This is a genomic window from Bradyrhizobium sp. CB2312 (genome assembly GCF_029714425.1).
Taxonomy (GTDB): Bacteria; Pseudomonadota; Alphaproteobacteria; order Rhizobiales; family Xanthobacteraceae; genus Bradyrhizobium.
In genome coordinates this window covers 6,904,206-6,930,741 of sequence record NZ_CP121668.1, presented here as the reverse complement: position 1 = coordinate 6,930,741, position 26,536 = coordinate 6,904,206, and the positions used below count along the sequence as shown (strand labels likewise).

Below are 26,536 nucleotides of genomic sequence, written 5' to 3'. Positions count from 1 at the left end.
CCGAACCGTGCAGCGCAGAACAGCAGGGTGTTGGCCGGCGGGGAGAATTTGCCGGCGATTAGGCATCGTTTGCGACGCGGTCGAGCCAAAGCGGGGGTTCGTGAGACATACGTCGTGCAGGACTGCTATGGAACCGGAATTGATCGGCCCGCCCGTGCCGGGCAGACATTCCGCAAGAAAGTGTCTCAGTATTATGTTACCTACATCGATCGAGGCCGCCAACCGCCGCAAGTGGGACGAGAAAAATGCACGTATGTGGGGTAGATCACACAGGCCCCCGTACGACTGCGGTAGCTTGAAGAATTTCGTCCCGCCCGTCGAACCCTCCGCCGCATCGACCCGACCAACTTTGCGAGACGGCCTTTGAGCGTGACACAGGCGGCTACGGACGAGGTCCTGATCGCCAGGATCGCCCAAGGCGACCGGCTCGCCATGCAGGTGCTGTACGGGCGGCACCATGTCAGGGTCTACAGGTTCGGGCTGAGGCTCGTGCGGGACGAGCAGGCGGCGGAAGACCTCATCAGCGAGGTTTTTCTCGACGTCTGGCGTCAAGCCGGCAAGTTCGAGGGCCGATCCGCCGTTTCCACCTGGCTGCTGGCAATCACCCGATTCAAGGCCCTCTCGGCGCTCCGGCGCAGGAAGGATTTTGAGTTGGACGAAGACGCCGCGAACGCGATCGAGGACCAGTCCGATGATCCGGAAACGGTGGTGCAGAAGAAGGATACCAGTGAAGCGTTGCGGGAGTGTCTGACGGGCCTCTCGCCGGAACACCGGGAAATCGTCGATCTTGTCTACTACCACGAGAAGTCCGTGGAAGAGGTGGCCGAAATCGTCGGGATACCGGAGAACACTGTGAAGACGCGCTTGTTCTATGCGCGCAAGAAACTGGCCGAACTGCTGAAGGCAGCCGGCGTTGAGCGAGGCTGGCCATGATGGCGTTGAGCAAGAAGATGCTGGAGCAAGAGCCCAGTGAGATTGAACTGCTGCTGCCCTGGCACGCCGCCGGCACGCTGAATACGCGCGATGCGCGTCGTGTCGAGGAAGCGCTGGCGCGTGATCCCGAGCTCGCCAGGCAGTACGCCGCGATCCGCGGCGAGTACGAAGAGACCATCCATCTGAACGAGAGCCTGGGGGCTCCATCGGCGCGCGCGATGCAGAAGCTGTTCGCGGCGATCGACGCCGAGCCGGCGCGGGCAGCCGCGCCGTTGCCGCTCTCCACGCGGATCTCGACCTTCTTTGCGAGCCTGTCGCCGCGCACGCTGGCCTGGTCGGCGAGTCTTGGCGCCATCGCGCTGCTGCTGCAGGCCGGCATCATCGGCGCCGTGCTGATGAAGACCCAGACCGCGACCTTCCAGACCGCCTCGCTCTCGATCGGCGCTCCGATCACGCGCGAGCTCGGAGCCGCACCGGCGCGGGCGCTGGTGCGCTTCACGCCCGAGGCGCGCGTCGCCGACATCACCGCGCTGCTCGACAGCTACCAGGCCTCGATCATCGGCGATGCCAAGGGTGGCATGTTCCGCCTCCAGTTCGACAAGGCGATGAGCCAGGACGAGCTCGCCGCGCTGCTTGCCAGGATGTCGCGCGAGAAGTTCGTCAATCTCGCCGTGGCAGCGCCTTAAACGCGCGCCTTTCAACCGATGACAGGCAAGTCCAAGAGTAATATCCGCGCTGGGGCTTACGCTTCATCGGTGGGTGCCGCGCTGCTGCTTGCCGCCTGTCTCGGCGTCGAGGTTGCAGAGGCGCAGGCGATCATGCGCACGCCGACGATCAGCGTGCCCTCGCGCACGCCAACCATCTCTCCCAACGTCGCCGCCCGCGTCAATCCGGGTGTGGCTGCGCGCGTGGTCGCGGTCGACCGCGGCCCGCGCGCGATGGCGATGCCGCGGCTCTCGGCGCGGATGGGGCCGACCCCGGTGCTGCCCTATGCGCGCTACTCCCCGAACCTCTATCCGGCCTGCTCCGCACCCTATCGCGACGCCGACGGCGAGTGCCTTGGGCAGCCGAGCGCGGGCGGCGAGGGGACCGGCAAGTCGGGCAAGAAGACCGCCGCCAAGGGGCGCGGCAACAACACGCCGGTGGCTGCGAACCTGCGCAGCTTTGCCAATGAATTCGTCGCCGAGATCGACGGCGCGCTGACGCTGACCGAAGCCGACGAGCTTGCGCGCCGCCATGGCCTTGCGCGCGTATCGTCGGAAAACATCCCGCTGATCGGCGCGACATTCGGCCTGTTCCGCATCACCGATGGCCGCCCGTTCGAGACGGTACGGCGCGAGTTCGCCGCGGATGGCAGCGTGCGGTCGGTGCAGCCGAACTTCCGCTACGTGCTCCAGGACCAGAAGCCGGCGACGCTGAGCGAAGGCGACCCCGCGCAATATGCCCTGGCAAAGCTCCGCCTGCCGCAGGCGCATACGCTGGCGCATGGCGCCAACGTGACCGTTGCCGTGATCGATTCCGGCATCGATGCGAGGCATCCGGAGCTCGCCGATTCCATCGCCGACAATTTCGATGCGCTCGGCAGCGCCGAGGGCCCGCACATCCACGGCACCGGCATCGCCGGCGCCATCGTGGCGCACGCCAAGCTGATGGGCAGCGCGCCCGAGGCGCGCATCATCGCGATCCGCGCCTTCGGCGGCACCAGCGGAGGGGCGGAGAGCTCGTCCTACATCATCCTGCGCTCGCTGAATTACGCCGCCGAGCACGGCGCGCAGATCGTCAATATGAGCTTTGCCGGTCCGAAGGACGCGGTGATCGAGCGCGCCATTGCCGCGACCGCCGCGCGTGGCCTCGTGCTGATCGCCGCCGCCGGCAATGCCGGCGCGAAGTCGCCGCCGCTTTATCCGGCCGCCAATCCCAACGTGATCGCGGTCAGCGCCATCGACCAGCAGGACAAGCTGTTCTCGGCCTCCAACCGCGGCAATTACATCGCGCTGGCCGCGCCCGGCGTCGACATCTTCCTGCCGGCGCCCGACGGCAAATACCAGATGACCTCGGGAACCTCGTTCTCGGCGGCCTATGTCTCCGGCGTCGCGGCGCTGCTGCTCGAGCGCAATTACACGCTGAAGCCGGAAGCGCTGCGCATGACGCTTGCGAAGACCGCCCGCGACCTCGGTTCACCCGGGCGTGATGATCTGTTCGGCGACGGCGAGGCCGATGCGTTTGCCGCGGTCTCGGCTGTTCCCGCCGACAGCGCGACGCCGGTGGCGGCGGCGTCCGGTACAACAAAACGTGAAGATGCGCAGCCACGTCGCGATGAGCCGGGCATTCGCGCGGTCGAGCAGCCCTCGCTGTCGAGCGCGGACGATAAAGCCACGGTTTCTCAGGCGGATAGGCCGGCGCCGCGATAGCGGCTGCGACAAGATTGCGCGCCCGCCAAAGGTTAAATAATCGAGCGCCGCGTTGAACGTTCAGCCAGCTGCCACGACCAAATTATGTGGGAGCGGTCATCCCTCCCCATCAGTCATATCAGGCGCGAGCGCCCATCCACCCCAAGCGCCCATATGGCTCGACCCGTCCGGTTGTCCCCCCGGACGGGTCTTTTCTTTTGTGGTCTTTGAGGCGTGGCACCCCATTCAGCTTGCGGTTGAACGACCGCGCATACGTTCATCTCGTCGGCCGACCGGCACGCCGCAACGCCGTCATGCTTGTGCGAAGCTTGACTCGAAATCGCAGCAATTGTCCGCACGACTACGGTCTTTCATGACGAACGGCGTGTCGTTGCTGGACAAGTCAAAACTTTTCCACAAAATATTCATGTCGCGTCTAAATTGATTCGTGTGCGTTGCGTCGCGTCCGTATTTTTCTCATGACGGGCTGGTTCATGACACATCGCCAAAGCGCGGCCGCCGGCCGCGAGATCGCGGCACGCTGGTGCGCTCTCGCCGAGCAGCGGCTGGAGCACCTCTCCGAAATGTTCGAGACCGGACGGTGGCGTCGCTACCACTCCGAGATCGCATTCCTCGAAAACATCCAGGAAGCCAAACTCGCCGTCCAGACCTGGCGCGCGCTCGCGACCGGTGGTGACGTTGCCGCCGCGGCTGCGAGCGTCTCGCCCGCCTTCGGCTGGTCGCCGGCGACCATGCCCCGCGTGTTTCCACGCGAGCAACCGTCGCAGACCATGCAGCCGAAGGCCGTCCAGAAGGCCGTCCACATCGCGCCTGAGACCGCCGCGCCGGTCAGGCTCGCGCCCAAGCTGGACGTTCTCCCCGAAGTCACCGAAGCCCCGCTCGTACCGCAGGCTCCTGTCTCGCCGCGCGTGGCGGCTGCCAAGTTCGCATCATTCACCGCCCCTGCCGAGGTGCCGCCGCTCAAGGCACCCGCTGCGAGGGCGCCGCTCTCCGCACCTGCCGTGAAGTCACCGGTGGCCACGCCCGCCGCTTTGGCGCCGTTCATCGCCCCCCCTGTGAAGCCGCCGGTCGCGGCGCTCGCAGCCCTGCCGCCGCGTGCTGCCCCTGCCGTGAAGGCGCCGCTGGCCCAGCCTGCCGCAATGGCTGCGCTCCTGCCGCAGTTCGCCCCGCCCGCCGCCGAGATCGTCGCGGCCCCCGAGCGCGTGGTCGAATTCACCTTCAGCCTCGACGGCCTGCAAGCGAAGTACCCGCTGCTGCGGAACGCGTTCTAGCGCCGCACCGCATTCCCGCCGATCATCACCTGTGCGAACCGCTGCGCGCCGTCGGCCGACAGGTCCGACGTCACCGTGCGCGCGTGGTCGAGCCCGACCACGGCGCCACGCGGCGTTTCGGAGATCATGTTGTTGTTGACCAGCGCGGTGCCGGCGCCCGGCACCACGGAGACGCCGACGCCGGCCAGCGCCCTCCGGATCACGTTGCCTGATATCGCGACGTCGCGCAGATATTTACCCCAGCCGGCGACGATGCCGTAGGACGGCGCGTTCTCGATCACGTTGCCCGTCACCGATGAATCCGCCTCGATGTAGATGCCGACGCCGGCGTCGTCATCAGGCGCGGTGCCGATCGGCCGCTTCGGGATCAGATTGCGGATGATGTTGCCCTGGACCACCGCGATACGGCCGCCCTCGTTGAAATTGCAGACGGAGACGCCGACGGCGGCGCCGTCGACCGTGTTGTTGGCGATCACGGCGGCCTCGAACGAAAACTCCGAATAAAGAGCGACCTCGCGCACGTCGCTGACGCTGTTGCCTGTTATGTGGATGTTGGAAGCCGAATTGCCGCGCACCGCCGAGTAGTCGCAGTTTTTGATGCGGTTGCCACGCACGATCACGTTGCCGGCGCGGAAGGCGTTGATGGCGTTGCCGTACTGGCCGGAGCCGCCGGGCCCGGCCTTGATGTCCTCGATGCGGTTATCAGCGACCAGCGTGCCGTCGTCACCGATCGCGGCGCGCAGGATCTCGATGCCGTTGTCACTGGTGCGGAGAATCGTGTTGCGGGAGACGCTGAGGCCCTTGGCGTCGAACGAGACCACCGCGGTCACGGCGATGCTGGTTAAGATGTTGCCGGAGATGTCGCCGGAGACCTGCTCGAGCCAGATGCCGCTGCCCCCTGAGGCGGTGATCTCGCAATCGGTGATGCGGACGTCGCGCCCGCCGAGGACGTGGATCAGCCCGCGCCGCGTCGGCAGCGGAATGCCGCCGCCGTCGAAGGTGATGCCAGTGAGGCCGATCGAGTCCGAGCCGTCGCTCTGGATCGCCGAGGCCCCGCCGGTGAACACGAGCTTTGTCGCGCCGCGCACGCCGATTAGCTGCGAGCCGTTCGGCAGCCGCAGCAGGCCGGTGCGATAGACGCCCGGGGGCAGCGCCAGCGGCATTTGCGCCCGCGCGGCCTCATCGACGGCGCGCTGGAGCGCGCGCGTCTGATCCTCGCTGCTGTTGGGTCGCACGCCATATTGCGTGGCATCGCGGCCGAGCAGGGAGGTCAGTGGCGCCGCGCGCGCGGCATCGGCCGGCATGGCGAGCGCGCCGGCGATGCCGGCGGTGGAAGCTCCGATGAGATGACGGCGATTGAGGTCCATGACGCGTCCTCCGGCGGACGCGGGGGGTCCGCAGCGGTTAGGTAGCGCAGGGCGGGCGGAGCCGTGAGGATTGTTCGCGGTAGGGTTAAATGTTTACGCAAAGCCGGTGCCGTAGGGTGGGCAAAGCGCAAGCGTGCCCACCATTGTCACCGCACATGCCGATGCATCGTGGGCACGGCGCTACGCGCCTTTGCCCACCCTACGAAACCGGTGTGTTCCGCGTCTTCCTTGCCAGCCCCACCAGCTCCATCAGCATCGCTTCTCCCGCATCCACCAGCTCCTCCAGCGTGATCCGCGGCGCGCCCTTGCGGCGTACGGCGCCACTGCGCGCCAGCAGCGGGATATGGATGAACGCCGCAAGCCGGGGCCCGCCGGCCCGCACATTCTCGATCGCGCGCCAGCTCAGATAATTGCAGAGATAGGCGCCGGCATCGCGTGAGGCACGGGCGTCGATGCCGGTGAGGCGCGCCGCGCGCAGCAGCCTTGCCGTGTGCGGGCCGAACGTCATCGCGTCGGCATGACCGGCGATGCCGCGCTTGCTCGAGCGGGTGTTGGCGGCATCGGGCCAGAGCATGGTGACGGCGTTGCGCGCGCGAGTCTCGACGCGCAAATAGGGCGTGCGAGCGGCGAGGCCGAACATCAGCAGCGCATCGGGCTTTTCCTTTGCGAGCACCTCCGGCAATTGCCGGTCGACCGCGGCGTAAGTGACCGGGAAGATGTGGCTCGCGATCGTGACATCGTCGAGCGCCGGCCGGCGCAGCTGCGTCAGCCGTGCCACCAGCGGCTGGGTCGGATTATAGGGCGCGCCGGGAAACGATCCGAAGCCGGTCAGGAGAATGCGCAGCTTTTCGCTCATTGCAGCAACTCCAGGATCTGCTCGGCGGCGAGCGCCGGCGTGAGATGGCCATCGGCGACTTCAGCCTCGATCTTCCGGACCTTCGTGCGCACCGACGCCTCGCTGCGCAGCCGCGCCAGCATGCGCTGCTCCAGCATCGACCACATCCACTTCACCTGCTGGTCGCGCCGCCGGCCTGCGAAATCGCCGGACGCGTTCATCGCCTTGCGGTGGTCGAGAACCTTCTGCCAAAGCTCGGCGATCCCGGTGCCGGCCAGTGCCGAATAGGTGACGACAGGCGGATGCCAATGCTCGGACCGCGGGCTGAGAATATGCAGCGCGCCGCGATAGTCGGCGGCGGTGATGTTGGCGCGCTTGAGATTGTCGCCGTCGGCCTTGTTGATGGCGATCATGTCCGCGAGCTCGACCAGGCCCTTCTTGATGCCCTGCAATTCGTCGCCGCCACCCGGCAGCATCAGCGCCAGGAAGAAATCTGTCATGTCGCAGACCGCGGTCTCGGACTGGCCGATGCCGACGGTCTCGACCAGCACGACACCGAAGCCGGCCGCCTCGCACAGCAGCATCGCCTCGCGCGTCTTGGCCGCGACGCCGCCGAGCGTGCCCGAGGATGGCGAGGGGCGGATGAAGGCATCGTTGGAGGCCGAAAGCCGCGCCATCCGCGTCTTGTCGCCGAGGATCGAGCCGCCGCTGCGCGCCGAGGACGGATCGACCGCGAGCACCGCGACCTTGTGGCCCTGCTCGATCAGATAGGTCCCGAGCCCATCGATGGTGGTGGACTTGCCGACGCCGGGCGAGCCGGTGATGCCGACGCGAAATGCCTTGCCGGTGTCGGGCAGCAGCATCTGCACCAGCTCGCGCGCCAGCGCCTGGTGATCGCCGCGCCGGCTCTCCACCAGCGTGATCGCCCGGGCGAGGGCCGCGCGGCTGCCGGAGCGGAGGTCGCGGGCGAAGGATTTGATGTCGACGGATTTGCTACTGGTCATCATTGCTTTCGCGTCCAGGCGCTAGCGGCCCGACATGCGAATGTGTCTCTCGGCGCAAGACTTCAATGGTGGAAGGTGGGTTTGAATGATGTCCCAAACGATCTCGGCCTTCGTCATATGGTAGGCATGACGCAGAAGATTTCCGAAGTCGATCATCTTGCGCCAGTCGATTCCGGGCTCGGTTCGCTTGACCTCATCCGGGATGAATCTCGATGCCTCGCAGATGATCTCGAGAAGCCGCTCGATTGCAAGGCGGGAGGTCTTTTCAGAGACGAACTGATCGAGGGTGAGGTTCTTCACGACACCTTCGATGTCGGTGATCGCTTCCAGAATGTCTCGTAGTCGGTCTTCCACCGTCGGCGGCATTCAGAAGACCTCAACCAGATCATCCGCGATCCGCTCGGCTATGCGCGGCTTCAGCAGGTCTCGCATCGATATTTGCGCTCGAAGGCCGACATGGTCCTCGATCAGGTGCAGGACTCTGAAGTAATCGAACCGCGTCGTTTCCTCGCGCGAGGTCGTCTCGACGAGTATGTCGAGGTCGCTGTCAGGCCGAGCGTCGCCGCGCGCGCGAGACCCGAAAAGGTAAAGCCGCGTGACACCCGCAGCCCTCAGGGCGGGAGCAAGCTCTCGGATCTTCCCGACAAGCGCCTGGAGTGGAATGTCTGCGACCTCGGCCATGACCGAATACTAGCACAGGGCGACCGCCCGGCCCAGCTATAGCGGAACCAGCTCGACCTTCCCCGCCGGGGCAGGCGAGGGCCGCCCGCCCGATATCACCGGGTCGTTGCCGCCGCCGTCTGCATCGGTTTCACCTTGCGCCACACCCACACCATCACCGGCCACAGCAGGGCGCCGATCGCCATGGAGGCGAGGATGGCGGCGACCGGCCGTTCGAAGAACGGCAGGATGCTGCCGTCGGACTTGATCAGCGAGGTCACAAAGGCCTGCTCGACCATGGTGCCCATGACGATGCCGAGCACCATGGCGGCGACGGGATAGCCGTTGGCTTCCATGACGTAGCCGATCACGCCGAAGGCGGCGACGGTGACGACGCCGAACATGTTGTTGCCGATAGCGAACGAGCCGACCGCGCAGCACAGCATGATGATCGGCATCACGGTCGAGCGCGGCGCCAGCAGGATGTAGGCGGCAACCCGGATCATGGCGATGCCGAGCGGGATCATCAGGACGTTCGCGATGATGAACATCAGGTAGATCGCGTACATGCTCGACGCTTTCTCGGTGAACAGCGTCGGGCCGGGATTGAGGCCCTTCATGTAGAGCACGCCGATCGCGATCGCGGCGATGGTGTCGCCGGGGATGCCGAACAGCAGCGAGGGCACCCAGCCCGACGCGATGCTGGCATTGTTGCTGGCGCCGGCCTCGACCAGGCCCTCGACATGGCCGGTGCCGAACTTTTCCTTCTCCTTGGAGAAGCGCTTCGACATGGCGTAGGAGACCCACGCGGCCATGTCGGCGCCAGCGCCCGGCAGCACGCCGATGATGATGCCGACGATGTTCCCGCGCGTCATCTGCCAATGGTACTTCTTCGTCAGAAGCCACTGGCCGGCCATGATGCTTCCGAATTTGCGCCGCGGCAGCGGCGGTGGCTCCGGCGTCAGCATCGCGCGCATCACCTGCGCCACCGCGAACACGCCGACGAGGGCCGGGATCGGCTCGATGCCGCCGAACAGATCGGTGATGCCGAAGGTGAAGCGCGGCACACCGCCGGGATTCTCGATGCCGATGCAGGAGACGAGCAGGCCGAGGAACATGCCGGCGATGGCCTTCACCGGCGAGGAGCGCGCCACCAAGGTCGCGCACATCAGGCCGAGCAGCGCCAGCCAGAAATATTCGAAGGTCGAGAACGACAGCGCGATCTCGGCGAGCGGCGGCGCCAAAATCATCAGCGACAGCACGCCGGCGATGCCGCCGACGGCGGAGAACCAGACGCCGGCACCTAACGCGAGCTCGGCCTGGCCCTTCCGCGTCATGGCATAGGCCTCGTCGGCATAGGCGGCGGAGGCGGGCGTGCCGGGAATGCGCAAGAGCGCGCCGGGAATGTCGCCGGAGAAGATCGCCATCGAGGACGCCGCGACGATGGTCGCGATCGCCGCGATCGGCGACAGATAGAAGGTGACGGGCACGAGCAGGGCGGTCGCCATCGTCGCCGACAGGCCGGGCAGCGAGCCGATCACGAGCCCGTACACGGAGGCGGCGAACATCGCGATGATGACCTCCCAGGTGGAGATCAGCGCGAGGGCATCAATCAGGGTCTTGAGCATGGGATCACCAGGGCGTCGGCAACAGGCCGGCGGGAAGCGGCACGCGCAGCAGCTTGCCGAAGATGAGGTGGATGGCGAAGGGCGATAGTGCTGCGAGCGGCAGCGCCAGCTTCCACTTCGCCCCGAGCGCGGTGGAGGTGACGTAGACCATGATCGCCGCGGTGATGATGAAGCCGAGCCGGTCGGCGGCGAAGACGTAGAACAGCAGCAGCGCCGGCGGCAGCAGGGCGCGCAGGCCGTAGAGCTTGCTCTGCGGCGGCGGTGCGGCCGCCTGTCCGTCCTCGAGCGGGACCAGCTCTTCCTCCTCTTCGAAGGAATGGCCGATCCCGAACACGATCGCGAGCCCGCACAGCGCAAGGCCGGTGCCGATCACGAGCGGGAACACGTTGGGGCCGACCGGCTGCCCCGGCACCGGCGGCAGGATGTAGCCGCCATAGGCGGCAGCCGCGCCGAGCACGACGAGAAACGATCCCGTGACGGAGTCGGGAAGACGCATGGGAGGAGTCCTATGAGTGTTCTTCTCCCTCGCCCCGTTCTTACGGAGAGAGGGTCGGGGTGAGGGGACTTTCCGCGCGGACGGTGAGAGTTGGATTCGCGGAGACTCCCCCTCACCCGAATTCGAGCAAAGCTCGAATTCGACCTCTCCCCGCAAGCGGGGAGAGGTGAACAATCACGCCTTGCTCAGGCCGGCCGCCTTCATCGCTTCGCCCATCTGGGCATCGCCCTTGTCCATGAAGCCGGCGAAATGGGCGGCATCGCCCCAGACAGTGCCAAAGCCGCGATTGCTCATGAAGTCCTTGAACTCGGCGGAGTCGTAGACCTTCTTCAGGGCCGCGGTGAGCTTGGTTGCGATCTCCGGCGGCAGGTTCTTCGGCGCGCCGATGCCGCGCCAGGCGCCGGTCGCGTAGTCGATGCCCATCGCCTCCTTCAGCGTCGGCACGTCCTTGAAGATCGGATTGCGCGCCGGCGCCATGATGGCGAGGCTCCTGGCCTTGCCGGCCTCGATGATGGCGCGCGCCTCCGGCACCGAGCAGGTGGTGAGGTCGAGGCCGCCGGCGGCAAGGTCCTGCATCGCCGGTGCGGCGCCGTTCGATGGCACCCAGGCGACCTGGTTGGCGGGCAGGCCCATCGCCTGCATCCAGCCAACCAGCGCCAGGTGCCAGATGCCGCCCTGGCCCGTGCCCGACGCCTTGAACTTGCCGGGAGGCGCCGCCTTGATCGCCTCGGCGAGCTCTTTCACCGTCTTGTAGGGCGAGGAGGAGGACACCTGGATGCCCGGCGGGTCCTCGTTCATCAGCGCCAGCGGCGTGTAGCTCCGGGGCGTCAGATCGGTGAGGCCCTGCCAGTGCATCATCGAGATTTCGACCGTGAGCATGCCGATGGTGTAGCCGTCGGGCTGCGCGGTCGCGATGGCGCTATGGCCGACCACGCCGGAGCCGCCGGTGCGGTTGACCACGTTGAAGGGCTGGCCAAGGTCCTTTTCGAGCAGCGCTGCGACGATGCGCGCGGTTGCGTCCGTGCCGCCGCCCGCGCCCCAGGGCACGATGACGGTGACCGGCCGTGCCGGATAGGCTTGCGCCAGTGCGGGCTTGAAGCCGAAAGCGGCGGATGCCGCGACTGCGGCGCTTGAAGCCGCAAAAGTGCGGCGCGTCATCTTGGACATGAATGCCTCCCAGCGGCGCCCGTAACCTCGGGCGCTCTTGTCAATGAAAGCATTCTAGTCGGCTTTGCGGCGCCGCCGCAAGGTAGCGCTACCAGCGTGCTGTGAGCAACGTGGCGCTGCTCAAAACATGCTCACTGCGGCTCCTCCGCGTCGCCCTTCGGCCGCTCGCCGCCGAAAATGCGGATGCCCTCCGCGGTGAGATACGGCTTAAGGGTCTCCCACGGCACGAAGGCGACATATTCGCCTTCGGCGTAGGGACCTACCGCATAGGGCGGATAATGGAAGGTTAGTCCGGAGCCCTTGCCCGCCTCGGTTGAAGGCGCGAGCGTCACCGCGCCGATCTTGAGCAGGCTCGGCTCCACGCTCTTGAACCATTCGTCGGTTGCGGTCTCGCTGGTGTCGCGCTTCTTCTTCTCGACTTTGAGCGAGGCGATGATGGTCTTCACCATCGCTTTCATGGTCGGCCCCTTGTCGGCGGTCTCGGTGAAGAAGGGCCGGATCGAGATGCGCTTGCCCTCGGCCTTGTCCCACAGGACCGTGTTCACGTCCGAGTTGGGATGGGCGCCGTGGGTGTCCATGTAGTCGTTGCGCAGCACGCTGACATAACGATCGGCAACGACCGAGCGGATCGCATATTTGCGCTCGAAATCCCAGCCGCCGTCCCTGAAGAACTGCGGATCTTCCTTGCGCGATGCGGCAGCTTCGGCTGCGCTCTTGTCGAGCCACTTCCTGCCTTCGGCGAGACAATCCGCTGCCAGCGCAGCATCGGCCTTGATCTTGTCGTCGAGGAAGATTCGCGCCTCGATGCTCTTGTTCTTGACGACGGCGTCGGGCTTGGGGTCGGCGGCAAGGGCGGATATTACGCACGTTGCGCTAAGCGCCATGGCGACGCTCAAACGGCTCATGAACTTCAAGGATTGTGCTCCCTAACTGAGCGTCAAAAGACTTCGAGGAAGTCGTCGGCTATCTGGTGCGCAAGGTGGGGGGAGATGGAGCGCCGGACGGTTGCCTGCGCCTGCAAGCCGGTCGCCTCCTCGATGATCTGCTCGACATCGATCAGGTTGAGTAGCGAGAAAGAGACCGCCGGTTCAACCTCGACCAGGACGTCAATGTCGCTGGCCGGCGGATAGTCATCGCGAGTCCGCGAGCCGAAGATGCCAAGCTTCGACACGCCCTTGCCTTTGATGGCATCAGCGTTCCTGCGTATCGCGGCGACGATTTCATCACGTGTCATGGACACAACCTGGCCGGTTACCCGGCCAGCCTATCATCTACTCCGCCGCCTCGCTATGCCCGAGCCGGGCATTCAGCTTGCGGATCAGCTCCTCGGCCGCCTCCGCGATCACGGTGCCGGGCGGGAAGATGCCTTCCGCGCCGGCCGCGTAGAGCGCGTCGTAATCCTGCGGCGGCACCACGCCGCCGACGATGATCATGATGTCGTCGCGGCCCTGCTTCTTCAGCGCGGCCTTGAGCTCCGGCACGGCGGTGAGATGGGCGGCGGCGAGCGAGGAGACGCCGAGGATGTGGACGTCGTTCTCGACCGCTTGCCGCGCGGCCTCGTCCGCGGTCGCGAACAGCGGCCCGATGTCGACGTCGAAGCCGATATCGGCAAAGGCCGAGGCGATCACCTTCTGGCCGCGGTCATGGCCGTCCTGGCCGATCTTGGCGACCAGGATGCGCGGGCGGCGTCCTTCCGCCTCCTCGAAGGCGTCGATCAGCGCCTGAACCTTCTCGACGTGGTTGCCCATGCTGGACGCCTCCCGCTTGTAGACGCCGGTGATGGATTTGATCTCGGCACGGTGCCGGCCGAACACTTTCTCCATCGCGTCCGAGATTTCGCCGACGGTCGCTTTCGCCCGCGCCGCATCGATCGCGAGCGCGAGCAGATTGCCGTTGCCTTCGCCGGCCGAGCGCGTCAGCGCGGCAAGCGCGGCGTCGACGTCCTTCTGGTTACGTTCCGACTTCAATCTCGTCAGCTTGTCGATCTGCAAGCGGCGGACATTGGTATTGTCGACCTTGAGAATGTCGATCGGCGCCTCGTCGGTCGGCTTGTACTTGTTGACGCCGATCACCGCCTGCTTGCCGGCATCGATGCGGGCCTGCGTCTTGGCCGAGGCCTCTTCGATGCGCAGCTTCGGCACGCCGGCTTCGATGGCTTTCGCCATGCCGCCGAGCTCCTCGACCTCCTGGATATGGCTCCAGGCTTTCGCGGCGAGGTCGCGCGTGAGACGCTCGACGTAATACGAGCCGCCCCAGGGATCGATGATGCGGGTGGTGCCGCTCTCCTGCTGCAGGAAGAGCTGGGTGTTGCGGGCGATGCGCGCCGAGAAATCGGTCGGCAGCGCCAACGCCTCGTCGAGCGCGTTGGTGTGCAGCGACTGGGTGTGGCCTTGCGTCGCCGCCATCGCCTCCACCGTCGTGCGCATCACGTTGTTGAACACGTCCTGCGCGGTCAGCGACCAGCCCGAGGTCTGGCTGTGTGTGCGCAAGGAGAGCGAGCGCGGGTCTTTCGGATTGAAGGGTTTTAGCAGCTTCGCCCAGAGCAGGCGCGCGGCGCGCAGCTTGGCAACCTCCATGAAGAAGTTCATGCCGATCGCCCAGAAGAACGACAGCCGCGGGGCGAAGCGGTCGACGTCGAGACCCGCGGCAAGGCCGGCGCGCAGATATTCGACGCCGTCGGCGAGCGTATAGGCAAGCTCGAGGTCCTGCGTCGCCCCGGCCTCCTGCATGTGATAGCCGGAGATCGAGATCGAATTGTATTTCGGCATCTTTTGCGAGGTATAGGCGAAGATGTCCGAGATGATCCGCATCGATGGCGCGGGCGGATAGATATAGGTGTTGCGCACCATGAACTCTTTCAGGATGTCGTTCTGAATCGTTCCTGAGAGCTTTTCCGGCGGCACGCCCTGTTCCTCGGCGGCCGCGACGTAGAGCGCGAGGATCGGCAGCACGGCGCCGTTCATGGTCATGGACACGCTCATCTGGTCGAGCGGAATGCCCGCAAACAGCGTGCGCATGTCGTAGATGGAGTCGATGGCCACGCCGGCCATGCCGACGTCGCCGCCGACGCGCGGATGATCAGAGTCATAGCCGCGATGGGTGGCAAGGTCGAAGGCGACCGAGAGGCCCTTCTGTCCGGCAGCCAGGTTGCGGCGATAGAACGCGTTCGAATCCTCCGCCGTGGAGAAGCCGGCATATTGCCTGACGGTCCAGGGCTGGTTGACATACATGGTCGGGTAGGGCCCGCGCAGATAGGGCGCGATGCCGGGATAGGTCTCGAGGAAATCGAGACCGGCGAGATCTGCCTCGCCATAAGCGGGCTTCACCAGAATGCCCTCGGGCGTCAGCCACGGCTCGGCGCTGCCTGACGGCGCCGCGGTGGCGGCGCGCTCGAAGGCGACATCGGCGAAATTGGGAATGCGGGTCATGGTTCCAACCATATCCTCAATCATGATCCGGATGTTGATGGCTGACGATGGTCGCCATCTTCTCCGGTCCGTAATTCTGTTGCGTGGTCTGGCTCGGCAGATTGGAGATGCCGACCACCCAGCCAAGCCGCGACTCCGTGCCGAACTGCCGCGTCGGCACCACGTGGTCGGGGCGGTCGAACGCACCGGTCATGATCTCGATGCGGTCGCCGTCGATGCGGCCGAAGCTCAGCGGCGTGCCGCAGGCCGGGCAAAAGCCGCGTTCGGCGATCGAGGAGGAGCGGAAGAACGAGGGCTTTCCCTTGGTCCAGGCAAGCTCCGTCCTGTTCACGTCGGCGAAGGAGGCGAACGGCGCGCCACTGGCCTTCTGGCACATCCGGCAATGACAGATCGAAACCCGGGTCGGCGCCGTCATGACGCCAAAGCGCACGGCGCCGCACTGGCAGCCGCCGGTGAGAACTGGTTTGCCTGCTTTGGTCATGCCTGCTCCATCCGTCGATAGGCGTCCTGCAGCGTGGCAAGCGCGTCGGCCCCGGCAAAGATGAAGCCGGTGACGCCGGCAGCCCGCAGCGCCGCCTCGGCATCAGTCGGGCGGCCTGCGAGATACATATGTCTGCAGCCTGCGCTTTGCAGGGCCTTCGCGGCGGCTTCGGCGTGTTCCGCATAGACCTTGTCGCCGGAACAAAGACAGGCAAGCTCGGCGCCGGAGGCCTTGAACGCGGCCGCCAGCCTGGCCGGATCGGCAAAACCCTCGCTGTCGAGGGCCTCGATGCCGCCCGCCTCGAAGAAGCTCTTGGCAAAGGTCGCACGCGCGGTGAAATCGGCGGGCGTGCCGAGATTGGCCAGAAACACCTTCGGCCGCGCGCCGCGCGCCTTCAGCGCCGCATCGGATTTGTCGCGCAGCGCCTCGAACGGTTCCGCCAGCCGGATCGGGGTGAGCGGATCGAACTTGTATTTCTGCTCGCCGTAGGGCGCGAGCGCGACCGGCGTAGCCTTCAGCACCGCCGTCTCGCTCTCATGCAGGTTCGGAAACTCGCTGGCGCCGGTCAGGACGTCACGGCGCTTTGCGATGTTGGCATCGCGCGCCTTTCGCGCGGCCGCGACCCTGCTCTGGAACAAGCCCTGCTGAAGCGCGGCGAAGGCGCCGCCGGCTTTCTCGCTCTCCTGGAACAGCGCCCAGGCCGCTTCGCAGAGCTGTGCGGTCAGCGTCTCGATGCCGCCGGCGCCGGCGGCGGGATCGCTGACCCTGGCGAGATTGCTTTCCTCCAGCAGCAGGAGCTGCGTATTGCGCGCCACGCGCCGCGCGAAGGCATCAGGCAGGCCGAGCGCCAGCGTGTGCGGCAGCACGGTGATCGCGTTGGCGCCGGCGAGCCCCGCCGAAAATGTCGCGATCGTCGCGCGCAGCATGTTCACATAGGGATCGCGCTGCGTCAGCATGCGCCAGGCCGTATCGGCGGCAATGAACAGCGGCTTTGGCGTCAATCCGCACGCGGTCTCGATTCGCGCCCACAGCAGCCGCAGCGCGCGGAATTTGGCCATGGTCAGGAACTGGTCGGCATCGGCGGCAAGCCGCGCATAGACCATGCCTTGCGCGGCCTCCAGCGGAATGCCGGCGCCTTCGATCGCGCGTAAGTAGGCGACGCCGCAGGCGAGCACGAAGGCGAGCTCCTGCACCTCGGAGCCGCCGGCATCGTGGATCACGCGTCCATCGGCGGATGCGAACGGTCCCTTGAAGCTGAGTGCGGCGAGGCCCTTGATCGCGCCGGTGACGGCGGGAACGATCTCGTCCCAGGTGTAAGGGCTATGGCCCCACACTGCGCCGGCCGCGAGCGGATCGAGTCCGAAGCGGATGTTGCAGGCGCCGGGATCGAGGCCGTTGCTCTTGACATATTCCGCGACATGGATCGCGGCCATCCGCGATTGCGGTCCGATCTCGAGCTCGATGCCGATGCCGGCATCGAGATGAATGTCCTTCAACACTTTCGCGACGGCATCGGCCGAAGGCTCCAGGCCGAAGCCGTGAGCGCCATTGGCGCCGGCGAACACCAGCGCAAGTCCCGTTGCGCCGTTCTCCAGATCGGTCAGTCCTTGCGCATTCGCGGCGACTGCATCGGGATGATCGATCCGCTGAATGATCTGCCACGGCGCGGCCGCAGGCCGGCCCACCACGGGCGCGACACCTTTGGCACGCGGATAGAGCGGGTCGATCTTGAGGCCGTCATAGGTCTTGCCGACCAGCTTCTCGAACGGCGCACCCTTCAGCACGCCATCGACTAGCTTGCGCCAGTCTTCGACGGTCGCCTTGGGAAAATCGGCCGCCAGCGGCAGGTCGTCGGTCACGGAGGTCATACGGCCAAGGGCTCCCAAACGGCTTGTTATTCGCAGGCGAAATTGCCACGCCGAGCCGTCCCTGCAAACGGTTGTTTTTGGTTAACCGGTATCCGGAAGCTGCTCAATGCCTTGCGTCGAGACGCTGGCAAGCCCGTCACGCACACGAATGCCTGCGATGATGCGATCCGGCGCGATTTCGGCCAGCGGCACCAGCACGAAGGCACGCTCGAACAGGCGCGGATGCGGCAGGGTCAGGTCGGGCTTTTGCAAGGAGACATCGTCATAGGCGATCATGTCGAGATCGAGCGTGCGCGGTCCCCAGCGACGCTCCTTGTCCCGTGTGCGGCCGAATTTCTGCTCGACCTTCTGCATCACGAACAGGAGCGCGTGCGGATCGAGATCGGTTTCGATCTCGACGCAGGCATTGATGAAGGGATTTTGGTCTTCGTCGCCCCAGGGCGGCGTTATGTAGTCCGAGGACCGCGCGATCACCGCCGCTTGCGCCATGCCGCAGATGTTTGCGATCGCCTTTTTGAATGTCGCGCGGACATCGCCGACATTGCCGCCAAGCGCAATCAACACGCTCGCCATGTCAGGGATGTCGCGAGCGCGTCAGCATGATGCCGACGTCGTCGAAGATCGCCGCGATTGGCGCATGCGGCTTGTGCACGGTGATCTTCACCGCGCGAATGCGCGGGAAGTGCGACAGGATGGCATCGGCGACCGCGCCGGCCGCGCCTTCCAGCAGCTTGTAATTGGTGTTCTTGAACGCCGCCGTCGTGGTCGCCACGACTTCGGCATAGGACACCGTGTCGGCGAGCCGGTCGGTGCGGGCAGGCTCCGACAGGTCGGTGTAGAGCTCGAGGTCGATGACGAAACGCTGGCCGACCTCGGTCTCGTGATCCATGACGCCATGGCGGGCATGGATCGACAGGCCGGTGACGAAGATCGTGTCGGTCATTGCTTGCTCTCGATTGCATTGGCGACCCGCAGGGCCTGCAAGGTCTCGGCGACGTCATGGGTCCGGATGATCTTCGCGCCCTTCTGCGCGGCGATGAGATGCGCGGCGATCGAGCCGGCGAGCCGTTCTTTCGGCTCCGAGGGCGAGACCGAGGCGATGAAGCGTTTTCGCGAGGCGCCGACGAGGATCGGCAGGCCGAACATGTCGAGCTCGCCGAGGCGCGCCAGCGCCGTCATGCTCTGCTCGGCGGTCTTGCCGAAGCCGATACCGGGATCGAGCACGATTTTTTCGCGCGCGATGCCGGCTTTTGCGGCGATATCCAGCGAGCGCAGGAAGAACGCCTTCATGTCCGTGACGATGTCGATGGCGGGATCGACGCTGTCGCGGTTGTGCATGACGATGACGGGGACGCCTCGTGCGGCGATCAGCGGCGCCATGTCCGCATCGCGTTGCAGGCCCCAGACGTCGTTGGCGATCGCCGCGCCCTTATCGAGCGCGAAGGCCACCACCTCCGCCTTCATGCTGTCGATCGACACGGGCACGCCGAGCGCGACGACGCCTGCCAGCACCGGCTTCAGGCGGGCCAGCTCGTCCGCGGCCGTGACGGCCTTCGCGCCCTTGTAGGGCCGGGTTGATTCGGCGCCGATATCGATGATGTCGACGCCATCGGCGATCATCGCCCGCGCGCGCTCCAGCGCCTGCTCGGGTGCGATGAACTCGCCGCCGTCGGAGAAGGAATCCGGGGTGACGTTGAGCACGCCCATCACCGCCGGAATGGGCCGGCCCACGAGCGTCTGCAGCGCATCGAGCCCGGCCGAGCCGGCCGGCGGGACGGATGGGGAGGGCGAGGCATTCATGCCGCCCGCTTTGCGCGGTCGGGAAGGGGGTGTCAAGACGGGAGGGGGCCTTCGTAGCTCAGGTGGAGCGAAGCGAAATCCGGGTTTCGTGCCGCGCGGCTCATACACACTCGCTGTCATTGCCCGCGAAAGCGGGCAATGCAGTATTCCGAGGCAGTGCGGTGATACGGAGGAGCTGCGGCGTACTGGATACCCCGCCTTCGCGGGGTATGACGGCGGAGTTTGGGGATGCAGCGTCGCTGTATCAACGTCACCTTGAGGTAGCTCGCCTCTTCAGCGAGCCTCGAAGGATGACGGAGAGAGTAAGCAGGCTAATACGTGATCTTCGGCGGCAGCTTCTTGGCCTTGGCGATGATGTCGCCGACCGACTTCTCGGAAGGAAGGATGCGGACGAGCTTCTTCTTCTCGTTGGCGTCGCGCATGCTCTGGGCGAGCCGTGCCGGATTTCGATAGGCGAGCTCGCGCACGGTGGTGACGCCGGCGGCGCGGACGAGGCCGACCTTGGCCCGGCCCATGCCGGGGATGCGCATGTAGTCGGAGACGTTGGCCCACTCCAGCAGCTGCTGCTCGCTGATGCCGGTCTTGGCGGACAGCGCCTTGCGGCCCTTCACAGTCGAGGCGGCCTCGAGCAGAGCGTCGGTCGTGCGGATGCCTTGCGCCTTCAGCTTGGTGGCGGCAAAAGCAGGCAGGCCCTCAATCTCGGAAATCGGATATGTCATGATATTCGATATGAAAAATGTCGCTCAGGCGAACTGGCTGAGGCCCGGCGTCCCCGCAATGATCTTGCCCATCTGATCCGCTCCGATTTTGTCTCGGCCGTAGCGGAAAAGTTCACGGGCGACATTTTGAATCTCGGACATGCCAAGTCCCAGGCCCATCAGGCGCGTGCCGACGGCCATCAGGCCGCCGCCCATCAGCCGCGACAGTCCGCCGCCGCTCCTGGACGCCTCGATCGCGGCCTCCGCGCCGGGAATTTGATCAATCAGGGCCTGCACGCTGTCGGAAGGGCCCTCGTTGCGAAGGAAACCCAGGATAATGCCCACGGTATTTTCAGCCACAGCACTATCTATGCTGGCGTTTGTCGCCAGCCGCCCGATCAGCTCGTCCATTAGACCCGCCCCTCAACCGGTTGCACGCCGGAGTATTGCTTTCGAAAATGATCTTGAGCCGGTGTGATGTGAAATACAAGCGATGAACGCATGAGACGTTCCGATTCACTCGCGAAGGCGCGAAAAGTGTTGCAACGGTGCAAGTGCGGAGACGGAAACAGCGAAAAAATGCCGCGGTGCGAACGCACCATTCCTACTTTTGGCTGAGGTCGCCGGTATGTTTCCGGCAATGCCGCATGTGCGGGGCGCGTTGAACGGTTTCAAATGGCGCGCGACATGCGATAAACTACGGAACAGGTTCGCTCGGTTTCAATACGCGAAACCCGGCAGAGAGATCAGAGAGAATAATGACGGCACAGGACAGCAAGCTCGGCGACACCGACGAGAAAATCTTCGTCGGCAAGGGAGACGAGCAGGCATGGCTGACGCTGGCGCTCGCCAATCGCCACGGCCTCGTCACCGGCGCAACCGGAACCGGAAAGACGGTGACACTGCAGGTCATGGCGGAAGGATTTGCGCGCGCCGGTGTTCCGGTGTTCGCGGCCGACATCAAGGGCGACCTCTCCGGCATCTCCGAGGTCGGCGAGGCCAAGGACTTCATCGTCAAGCGCGCCACCGAGATGGGGCTGACGTTCCAGCCCGACCAGTTCTCGACGGTGTTCTGGGACGTGTTCGGCGAACAGGGCCATCCGGTGCGCGCGACGGTCACGGAAATGGGGCCGCTATTGCTCGCGCGCATGCTCGACCTGAACGACGTGCAGGAAGGCGTGCTCAACGTCGCCTTCCGCGTTGCCGACGACGCCGGCCTGACCCTCATCGACATGAAGGATCTGCGCGCGCTGCTCGACGCCATCGTGCCGGATGCCGGCAAGAAAAGCGCCGATGCCGAGGAAGGCCCGCTCGCCGACATCAAGAAGGCGGCGCAGGGTTTTGGCAACGTCACAAAGGCCACCGTCGGCACCATCCAGCGCCAGCTGCTCGTGCTGGAGAACCAGGGCGCCACCAAATTCTTCGGCGAGCCCGCGCTGACGCTGAAGGATTTCATGAAGACCGACCGCGACGGCCGCGGCATGGTCAACATCCTCGTTGCCGACAAGCTGCTCCAGTCTCCACGGCTTTACGCGACATTCCTGTTGTGGATGCTGTCGGAGCTGTTCGAGGAGCTGCCTGAAGCGGGTGACCTGCCAAAGCCGAAACTGGTATTCTTTTTCGACGAGGCGCATCTGCTCTTCAACGACGCGCCGAAGGCGCTGTTGGATAAGATCGAGCAAGTGGTGCGCCTGATCCGCTCCAAGGGCGTCGGCGTCTACTTCGTGACGCAGAACCCGATCGACGTGCCTGATCGCGTGCTGGGACAGCTCGGTAACCGGGTTCAGCATGCGCTGCGCGCCTTCACCCCACGCGATCAGAAAGCGGTCGTCGCAGCGGCCCAGACCTTCCGGCCCAACCCCAAGCTCGATACCGCCAAGGTGATCATGGAGCTCGGCAAGGGCGAGGCGCTGGTGTCCTTCCTCGAAGGCAATGGCACGCCGGCGATGGTCGAGCGTGTGATGATCCGGCCGCCATCGGCCCGCATCGGGCCGATCACGCCGGAAGAGCGCAAGGCGATCATGGATGCAAGCCCGGTGAAGGGCAAATACGACACCGCCGTCGATGCCGAATCGGCGTATGAGATGATCCAGAAGCGCATCGTCGGCACCGCGGCCACAGCGGACGGCTCGGCCGGCGGAGGTGGCGGCATCCTCGGCCAGATCGGCTCGATCGTCGGCACCATCTTCGGCACCAATGTCAAGCGCGGCCGCCTGTCGACTGGTCAGGTCATTGCGCGCGACGTGACGCGATCGGTGACCAACCAGGTGATCGGCGGCATGGCGGCCAATATCGGCAAATCGGTCGCCGGCCAGCTCGGCGGCTCGATCGGCCGCACGCTGGTCCGCGGCGCGCTCGGTGGACTGCTGCGCCGCTAGGCAGACAAGCTAGGTTTGAGGCAAAACAAGTCCTCATCTGAGCAGCCCGCCAAAGGCGGGCATCTCAAAGGATGGCCGCGGGGAAACTGGCCTCCGCCACTGTCCACAATTTCGGGTGAAGGGGCTCTCCAAGCTTGCCCCAGTCTGCTACGCCCTATCCTTTTGCCGGACTGGACCGCACCGTGACCTCGACCGACCCGCTACCCAAGCCTGATGCGCCGAGACGCCTGTCGCTGCGCGCGCCCCTGGATCTCTTGTTTCTGTTCTGCTGCTTCATCCTGACAGCCGACGTCCTCGGTCCCGAGCTCTTCGGCAGCAACGGCAAGACCAAGGATTATGCGCTCTGGTATTGGGCCGGGCAGCAGGTGCTGCATGGCGGGCCGCTCTATCCCAGCGACGTCCATTACCAGTTCGACTTCATCTATCCGCCGCTGTCCGCGATCTTGCTCGCGATCCCGAGCTGGTTCGGCAAGATCGCGCTCTACACCGTGCTGTCGATCCTGAATGTGCTGGCGTGGTGGTACACCGGGACGCTCTCCAACGTCATGACCGGATCGGGCCGCAAGCCCGGCCCCTGGCTGGAGGCGCTGCCGGTCATCGTCACCGTGACCTTTACGTTCGACATGTTCGACCTCGGCCAGCCGAACCTCGTCCTGCTCGCGATGATGTTGTGGGGCTTCTGGAACTTGCAGCATCAGCGTCCCTGGCTCGCGGGCTTCATGTTCGCGCTCGCCGCTGCCATCAAGGTGTTTCCAATCGCGGTGCTGCCTTATCTGGTCTGGCGGCGGAAATGGGCGGCCGTCGGCGCCATGGTCGCCTTCACCGGCATTCTCCTTTATGTCGTCCCGGCGCCGATTCGCGGCTTCGAGCGCAACGCGGCCGAGCTTGCGACCTGGTATCAGGGCATGGTCGGCTCCAGCTCGGAAAAGGGCTTTGGCCAGCGCGACGAGCAGAACTGGTCGTGGGTCAACCAGTCCATCATTGCGGTAACGCATCGCCTGGTCCGGCCGATCAACTACAATCAGGAGGATCCCAACAAGCCACCGCGCACGATGAATGTCATCGACGTCGACTACAAAACGGCGAACTGGATCGTGCTGGCGGTGTCGGCTCTGCTCGGACTCGGCTTCGTCGCGGTGATGCCACGGCAAGCGCGGCGCACGGCGCGCTCGGATGCCGAGGAGCTCGGCATCCTGTTTTGCCTGATGACGATTGCCTCGCCTCTGGCGCGGCAATACTACTTCATGTGGCTGTTCTTCCCGATGACGGTGCTCATGCATCGCGCTGCCTTCGACGAACGGGCGAATGTGCGGCTGGGAACCTGGCTTGCGCTGGCCGCTGCTGGCATCCTCCTGCTGCTGGCGCTGCCCTGGTTTCCCAACGCCATCCAGGCCTGGGGCAACAATCTCGTCGCCACCGGCATTCTCGCCGGTAGCCTTGCATGGCACATCCGCCATCCGCCGGTTGCGGCCGGCTCTGGCGCCACGTCGGAGCTAAAAGCCAAACCATCTTGAAGAGCCATCTTGAACAGGCATCTCGAGCACCCGATGTCTCGGGACTTGCAAGCAGGGAAGACGACCATGGCCAATGCGCAGCTTCAATCCGTGCTCGACCACATCGACAAGGATTTCGACAACAGCCTGGAGCGTCTGTTCTCGCTGTTGCGGATCAAGTCGATCTCCGCGGATCCGGCCTTTGCCGGTGATTGCAAGGCCGCGGCCGAGCATCTCGCCAAGGACATCGCAAGCCTCGGTGTCTCAACCGAAGTGAGGCCGACCGCCGGCCATCCCGCCGTCGTCGGCAAGACCGGAGCCGGCGGCCGGCCGCATGTGATCTTCTACGGCCATTACGACGTGCAGCCGGTCGATCCGATCGACCTCTGGCACAGCCCGCCGTTCGAGCCCGTGGTCACTAACCATGCCGATGGCCGCAAGATCATCGTCGCGCGCGGCGCCGAGGACGACAAGGGCCAGGTCATGACCTTCGTCGAGGCCTGCCGTGCCTGGAAGAAGGTGACGGGCTCGCTGCCGATCGACGTCACTTTCCTGATCGAAGGCGAGGAGGAGGTCGGCTCGAAGAACTTCGTGCCGTTCGTCGAGGCCAACAAGGACGAGTTCAAGGCTGATTACGTGCTGGTCTGCGACACCGGCATGTGGGACCCGGAAACGCCGGCGATCACGACGGCGCTGCGCGGCCTGCTCTATGAAGAGGTGAAGATCACGGCGGCCAATCGCGATCTGCATTCCGGCGTGTTCGGCGGCACGGCGATGAATCCGATCCGGGTGTTGACCAAGATCCTCGGCGGCCTGTTCGACGACGACAATCGCATCACCATTCCCGGCTTCTATGACGGCGTGAAGGATACGCCGCCGGAGATCTTGGAGCAGTGGAAGAAGCTCAACTTCACGCCGGAGTCGTTCCTCAAGCCGGTCGGCCTGTCGCTCCCCGCCGGTGAGAAGGGGCGGCTGATGGTCGAGCAGGCCTCCACGCGTCCGACCTGCGACGTCAACGGCATCTGGGGCGGCTATATCGGCGAGGGCTCGAAGACCGTGATCCCGTCGCATGCCTCCGCCAAGGTCTCGTTCCGCCTGGTCCAGGGTCAGGATCCCCAGAAGATCCGGAAAGCCTTCCGCGATTACGTCACCGCGCGGATTCCGGGCGACTGCAAGGTCGAGTTCGGCGACCATTCCGCCGCGCCCGCTGTGGCGCTCGACTGGAACATGAAGCCGCTCGCCGCGGCCAGCAAGGCGCTGGCGGAGGAATGGGGCAAGGAGACCGTGCTGATGGGCTCGGGCGCCTCGATCCCGATCGTCGCCGACTTCAAGCGCACGCTTGGCCTCGACTCGCTGCTGGTCGGCTTCGGCCTCGACGACGACAACATCCACTCGCCGAACGAGAAGTACGACCTCCGTAGCTTCCAGAAGGGCATCCGCTCCTGGGCCCGCATCCTCGCCGCACTGGCGGAGGTGAAATAAGACGAGGTGCCGTAGGGTGGGCAAAGGCGCAACGCGCCGTGCCCACCACCTCTCAATAATTACGAAAGAACGTAGGCACGCTCCGCTTTGCCCACCCTACGAGACCTCCAGCCTACGAACACTCTCTCCTCGTCATTGCGAGCGAAGCGAAGCAATCCAGAATACCTCCGCGGGAACACTCTGGATTGCTTCGTCGCAAGAGCTCCTCGCAATGACGGTGGAGGCACGGGTGACCGCCCCAAAACAAAAACGCCGCCCGGGATTGGGCGGCGTTTCATTCCAAAACGTGCAGAGGTCGATCGAAAACGATCCTACACCAGATCCGCAGAATCTCAAGACCGGTAGCCCGGAAGCTCGCGGTCGAGCTTGCGCAGCAGCGGCGGCCAGACGAGGTTGGTCGCGCGCAGCTCGGCACGGTCGCGGTTGGCGAGCAGCTCGGTGTTCTTCTCGATCGCGATTTCCTCGACCGGATAGACCGGCGTGCCCAGCGCGCGTGTGCGCACCTGCATCGAGCAGGCGCGCTCGAGGTGATACATGCGCTCGAAGGCGGAAGCGACCGAGCGGCCGACCGTCAGCGTGCCGTGATTGCGCAGCAGCATGTGGTTGTGGTCGCCGAGGTCCTTCTGCAGCCGCGGCCGTTCGTCATGGTCGAGCGCGATGCCTTCATAGTCGTGATAGGCGAGGTCGTGGGTGACGAGCTGGGCGGTCTGGTTGAGCGGCAAGAGGCCTTCGGCGCTGCTCGACACCGCGGTGCCGTCGAGTGTGTGGAGATGCAACACGCAGATCGCGTCCTCGCGCACTTCGTGGATCGCCGAATGGATGGTGAAGCCCGCCGGGTTGATGCTGTATTCGCTCTCGGTGAGCTGGTTGCCGTGCAGGTCGACCTTGACGAGGCTCGAGGCCGTGATCTCGTCGAACATCAGCCCGTAGGGGTTGATCAGGAAGTGATGATCGGGGCCGGGCACGCGCGCGGAGATGTGGGTGTCGACCAGATCGTCCCAGCCGTACAGCGCGACGAGGCGATAGCAGGCGGCGAGATTCACCCGTTGCTGCCACTCGGCCTCCGTCATGTTCGACGGCACTTCCTTCAGGCGCGCTTCCGCTGGTGACATGGTCATCTCTCCGAACATCGTTGT

26 protein-coding genes are annotated in these 26,536 nt (G+C 65.3%); 7 read left to right on the top strand and 19 right to left on the bottom strand.

Translation table 11 applies throughout. From position 1 onward, the window contains the following. Positions 1–363: 363 nt before the first annotated feature. The 4 genes from QA642_RS33840 to QA642_RS33825 all read left to right on the top strand — a co-directional run bounded on the left by QA642_RS33840 (position 364) and on the right by QA642_RS33825 (position 4,615). Positions 364–933, top strand: a complete 570-nt coding sequence (locus QA642_RS33840; protein ID WP_283080754.1) for a sigma-70 family RNA polymerase sigma factor — start codon at positions 364–366, stop codon at positions 931–933. Then, on the top strand, positions 930–1,619 hold the full coding sequence (locus tag QA642_RS33835) for a hypothetical protein (RefSeq protein WP_283080753.1): 690 nt from the start codon (positions 930–932) through the stop codon (positions 1,617–1,619). Before QA642_RS33840 ends, QA642_RS33835 begins: the two co-directional genes overlap by 4 nt. A gap of 18 nt (positions 1,620–1,637) precedes the next feature. After that, complete coding sequence (locus QA642_RS33830; protein WP_283080752.1) at positions 1,638–3,344, top strand: S8 family serine peptidase; 1,707 nt, start codon at positions 1,638–1,640, stop codon at positions 3,342–3,344. Positions 3,345–3,817: 473 nt separating this feature from the next. Beyond that, complete coding sequence (locus QA642_RS33825; protein ID WP_283080751.1) at positions 3,818–4,615, top strand: TIGR03809 family protein; 798 nt, start codon at positions 3,818–3,820, stop codon at positions 4,613–4,615. Here the strand turns inward: QA642_RS33825 and QA642_RS33820 are convergent. The 18 genes from QA642_RS33820 to QA642_RS33735 all read right to left on the bottom strand — a co-directional run bounded on the left by QA642_RS33820 (position 4,612) and on the right by QA642_RS33735 (position 20,458). Further along, positions 4,612–5,982, bottom strand: coding sequence for a TIGR03808 family TAT-translocated repetitive protein (locus tag QA642_RS33820; RefSeq protein WP_283080750.1), 1,371 nt, complete (start codon positions 5,980–5,982; stop codon positions 4,612–4,614). The genes QA642_RS33825 and QA642_RS33820 overlap by 4 nt on opposite strands. A 199-nt stretch (positions 5,983–6,181) precedes the next feature. After that, the gene (locus QA642_RS33815) at positions 6,182–6,838 is read right to left on the bottom strand and encodes a pyroglutamyl-peptidase I (protein ID WP_283080749.1); all 657 of its coding nucleotides are present in this window, start codon (positions 6,836–6,838) and stop codon (positions 6,182–6,184) included. Then, positions 6,835–7,821, bottom strand: coding sequence for a methylmalonyl Co-A mutase-associated GTPase MeaB (meaB, locus tag QA642_RS33810; protein WP_283087033.1), 987 nt, complete (start codon positions 7,819–7,821; stop codon positions 6,835–6,837). The genes QA642_RS33815 and meaB overlap by 4 nt, the downstream gene beginning before the upstream one ends. A gap of 21 nt (positions 7,822–7,842) precedes the next feature. Beyond that, positions 7,843–8,187, bottom strand: a complete 345-nt coding sequence (locus QA642_RS33805) for a HepT-like ribonuclease domain-containing protein (protein ID WP_283080748.1) — start codon at positions 8,185–8,187, stop codon at positions 7,843–7,845. Continuing rightward, entirely contained in the window at positions 8,188–8,502 is a 315-nt protein-coding gene (locus tag QA642_RS33800; protein WP_283080747.1) for a nucleotidyltransferase domain-containing protein, read from the bottom strand. A 95-nt stretch (positions 8,503–8,597) separates the two neighbouring features. After that, the gene (locus tag QA642_RS33795) at positions 8,598–10,109 is read right to left on the bottom strand and encodes a tripartite tricarboxylate transporter permease (protein WP_283080746.1); all 1,512 of its coding nucleotides are present in this window, start codon (positions 10,107–10,109) and stop codon (positions 8,598–8,600) included. A gap of 4 nt (positions 10,110–10,113) precedes the next feature. Beyond that, entirely contained in the window at positions 10,114–10,605 is a 492-nt protein-coding gene (locus QA642_RS33790; protein WP_027558743.1) for a tripartite tricarboxylate transporter TctB family protein, read from the bottom strand. A gap of 174 nt (positions 10,606–10,779) precedes the next feature. After that, complete coding sequence (locus QA642_RS33785; protein WP_283080745.1) at positions 10,780–11,772, bottom strand: tripartite tricarboxylate transporter substrate binding protein; 993 nt, start codon at positions 11,770–11,772, stop codon at positions 10,780–10,782. 131 nt (positions 11,773–11,903) lie between these two features. Further along, positions 11,904–12,677, bottom strand: coding sequence for an RsiV family protein (locus QA642_RS33780; protein ID WP_283087032.1), 774 nt, complete (start codon positions 12,675–12,677; stop codon positions 11,904–11,906). 32 nt (positions 12,678–12,709) lie between these two features. Further along, positions 12,710–13,006 (bottom strand): nucleotidyltransferase domain-containing protein, encoded by a 297-nt coding sequence (locus QA642_RS33775; protein ID WP_283080744.1) that lies wholly within the window; start codon positions 13,004–13,006, stop codon positions 12,710–12,712. 37 nt (positions 13,007–13,043) lie between these two features. Then, complete coding sequence (scpA, locus tag QA642_RS33770; protein WP_283080743.1) at positions 13,044–15,200, bottom strand: methylmalonyl-CoA mutase; 2,157 nt, start codon at positions 15,198–15,200, stop codon at positions 13,044–13,046. A gap of 16 nt (positions 15,201–15,216) precedes the next feature. Continuing rightward, positions 15,217–15,681, bottom strand: coding sequence for a GFA family protein (locus tag QA642_RS33765; RefSeq protein WP_283080742.1), 465 nt, complete (start codon positions 15,679–15,681; stop codon positions 15,217–15,219). Continuing rightward, positions 15,678–17,549 (bottom strand): methylmalonyl-CoA mutase family protein, encoded by a 1,872-nt coding sequence (locus QA642_RS33760; RefSeq protein WP_283080741.1) that lies wholly within the window; start codon positions 17,547–17,549, stop codon positions 15,678–15,680. Before QA642_RS33760 ends, QA642_RS33765 begins: the two co-directional genes overlap by 4 nt. Positions 17,550–17,630: 81 nt before the next feature. After that, positions 17,631–18,122, bottom strand: a complete 492-nt coding sequence (gene folK, locus QA642_RS33755; RefSeq protein ID WP_283080740.1) for a 2-amino-4-hydroxy-6-hydroxymethyldihydropteridine diphosphokinase — start codon at positions 18,120–18,122, stop codon at positions 17,631–17,633. Position 18,123: 1 nt separating this feature from the next. Further along, positions 18,124–18,492, bottom strand: a complete 369-nt coding sequence (gene folB, locus QA642_RS33750) for a dihydroneopterin aldolase (RefSeq protein ID WP_008132622.1) — start codon at positions 18,490–18,492, stop codon at positions 18,124–18,126. Continuing rightward, the gene (gene folP / locus QA642_RS33745; RefSeq protein WP_283080739.1) at positions 18,489–19,349 is read right to left on the bottom strand and encodes a dihydropteroate synthase; all 861 of its coding nucleotides are present in this window, start codon (positions 19,347–19,349) and stop codon (positions 18,489–18,491) included. Before folP ends, folB begins: the two co-directional genes overlap by 4 nt. Before the next feature lie 311 nt (positions 19,350–19,660). After that, the gene (locus tag QA642_RS33740; protein ID WP_283080738.1) at positions 19,661–20,068 is read right to left on the bottom strand and encodes a DUF4332 domain-containing protein; all 408 of its coding nucleotides are present in this window, start codon (positions 20,066–20,068) and stop codon (positions 19,661–19,663) included. A 24-nt stretch (positions 20,069–20,092) separates the two neighbouring features. Beyond that, positions 20,093–20,458 carry a DUF2267 domain-containing protein gene (locus tag QA642_RS33735; protein WP_283080737.1) on the bottom strand — a complete coding sequence of 122 codons (366 nt, stop codon included), beginning with the start codon at positions 20,456–20,458 and terminating at the stop codon, positions 20,093–20,095. Positions 20,459–20,805: 347 nt separating this feature from the next. Between QA642_RS33735 and QA642_RS33730 the strand changes: the two genes are divergently transcribed. The 3 genes from QA642_RS33730 to QA642_RS33720 all read left to right on the top strand — a co-directional run bounded on the left by QA642_RS33730 (position 20,806) and on the right by QA642_RS33720 (position 25,400). Continuing rightward, positions 20,806–22,425, top strand: a complete 1,620-nt coding sequence (locus QA642_RS33730) for a helicase HerA-like domain-containing protein (RefSeq protein ID WP_283080736.1) — start codon at positions 20,806–20,808, stop codon at positions 22,423–22,425. 182 nt (positions 22,426–22,607) lie between these two features. Beyond that, a complete protein-coding gene (locus QA642_RS33725) occupies positions 22,608–23,939 on the top strand; it encodes a glycosyltransferase family 87 protein (RefSeq protein WP_283087031.1) in 1,332 nt (443 codons plus the stop codon). Positions 23,940–24,005: 66 nt separating this feature from the next. Continuing rightward, positions 24,006–25,400: a M20/M25/M40 family metallo-hydrolase gene (locus QA642_RS33720; protein ID WP_283080735.1), complete on the top strand. Its 1,395-nt coding sequence runs from the start codon at positions 24,006–24,008 to the stop codon at positions 25,398–25,400. A gap of 332 nt (positions 25,401–25,732) precedes the next feature. Here the strand turns inward: QA642_RS33720 and QA642_RS33715 are convergent, their stop codons facing one another. Further along, entirely contained in the window at positions 25,733–26,512 is a 780-nt protein-coding gene (locus QA642_RS33715; protein ID WP_063690927.1) for a class II aldolase/adducin family protein, read from the bottom strand. Positions 26,513–26,536 lie beyond the last annotated feature (24 nt).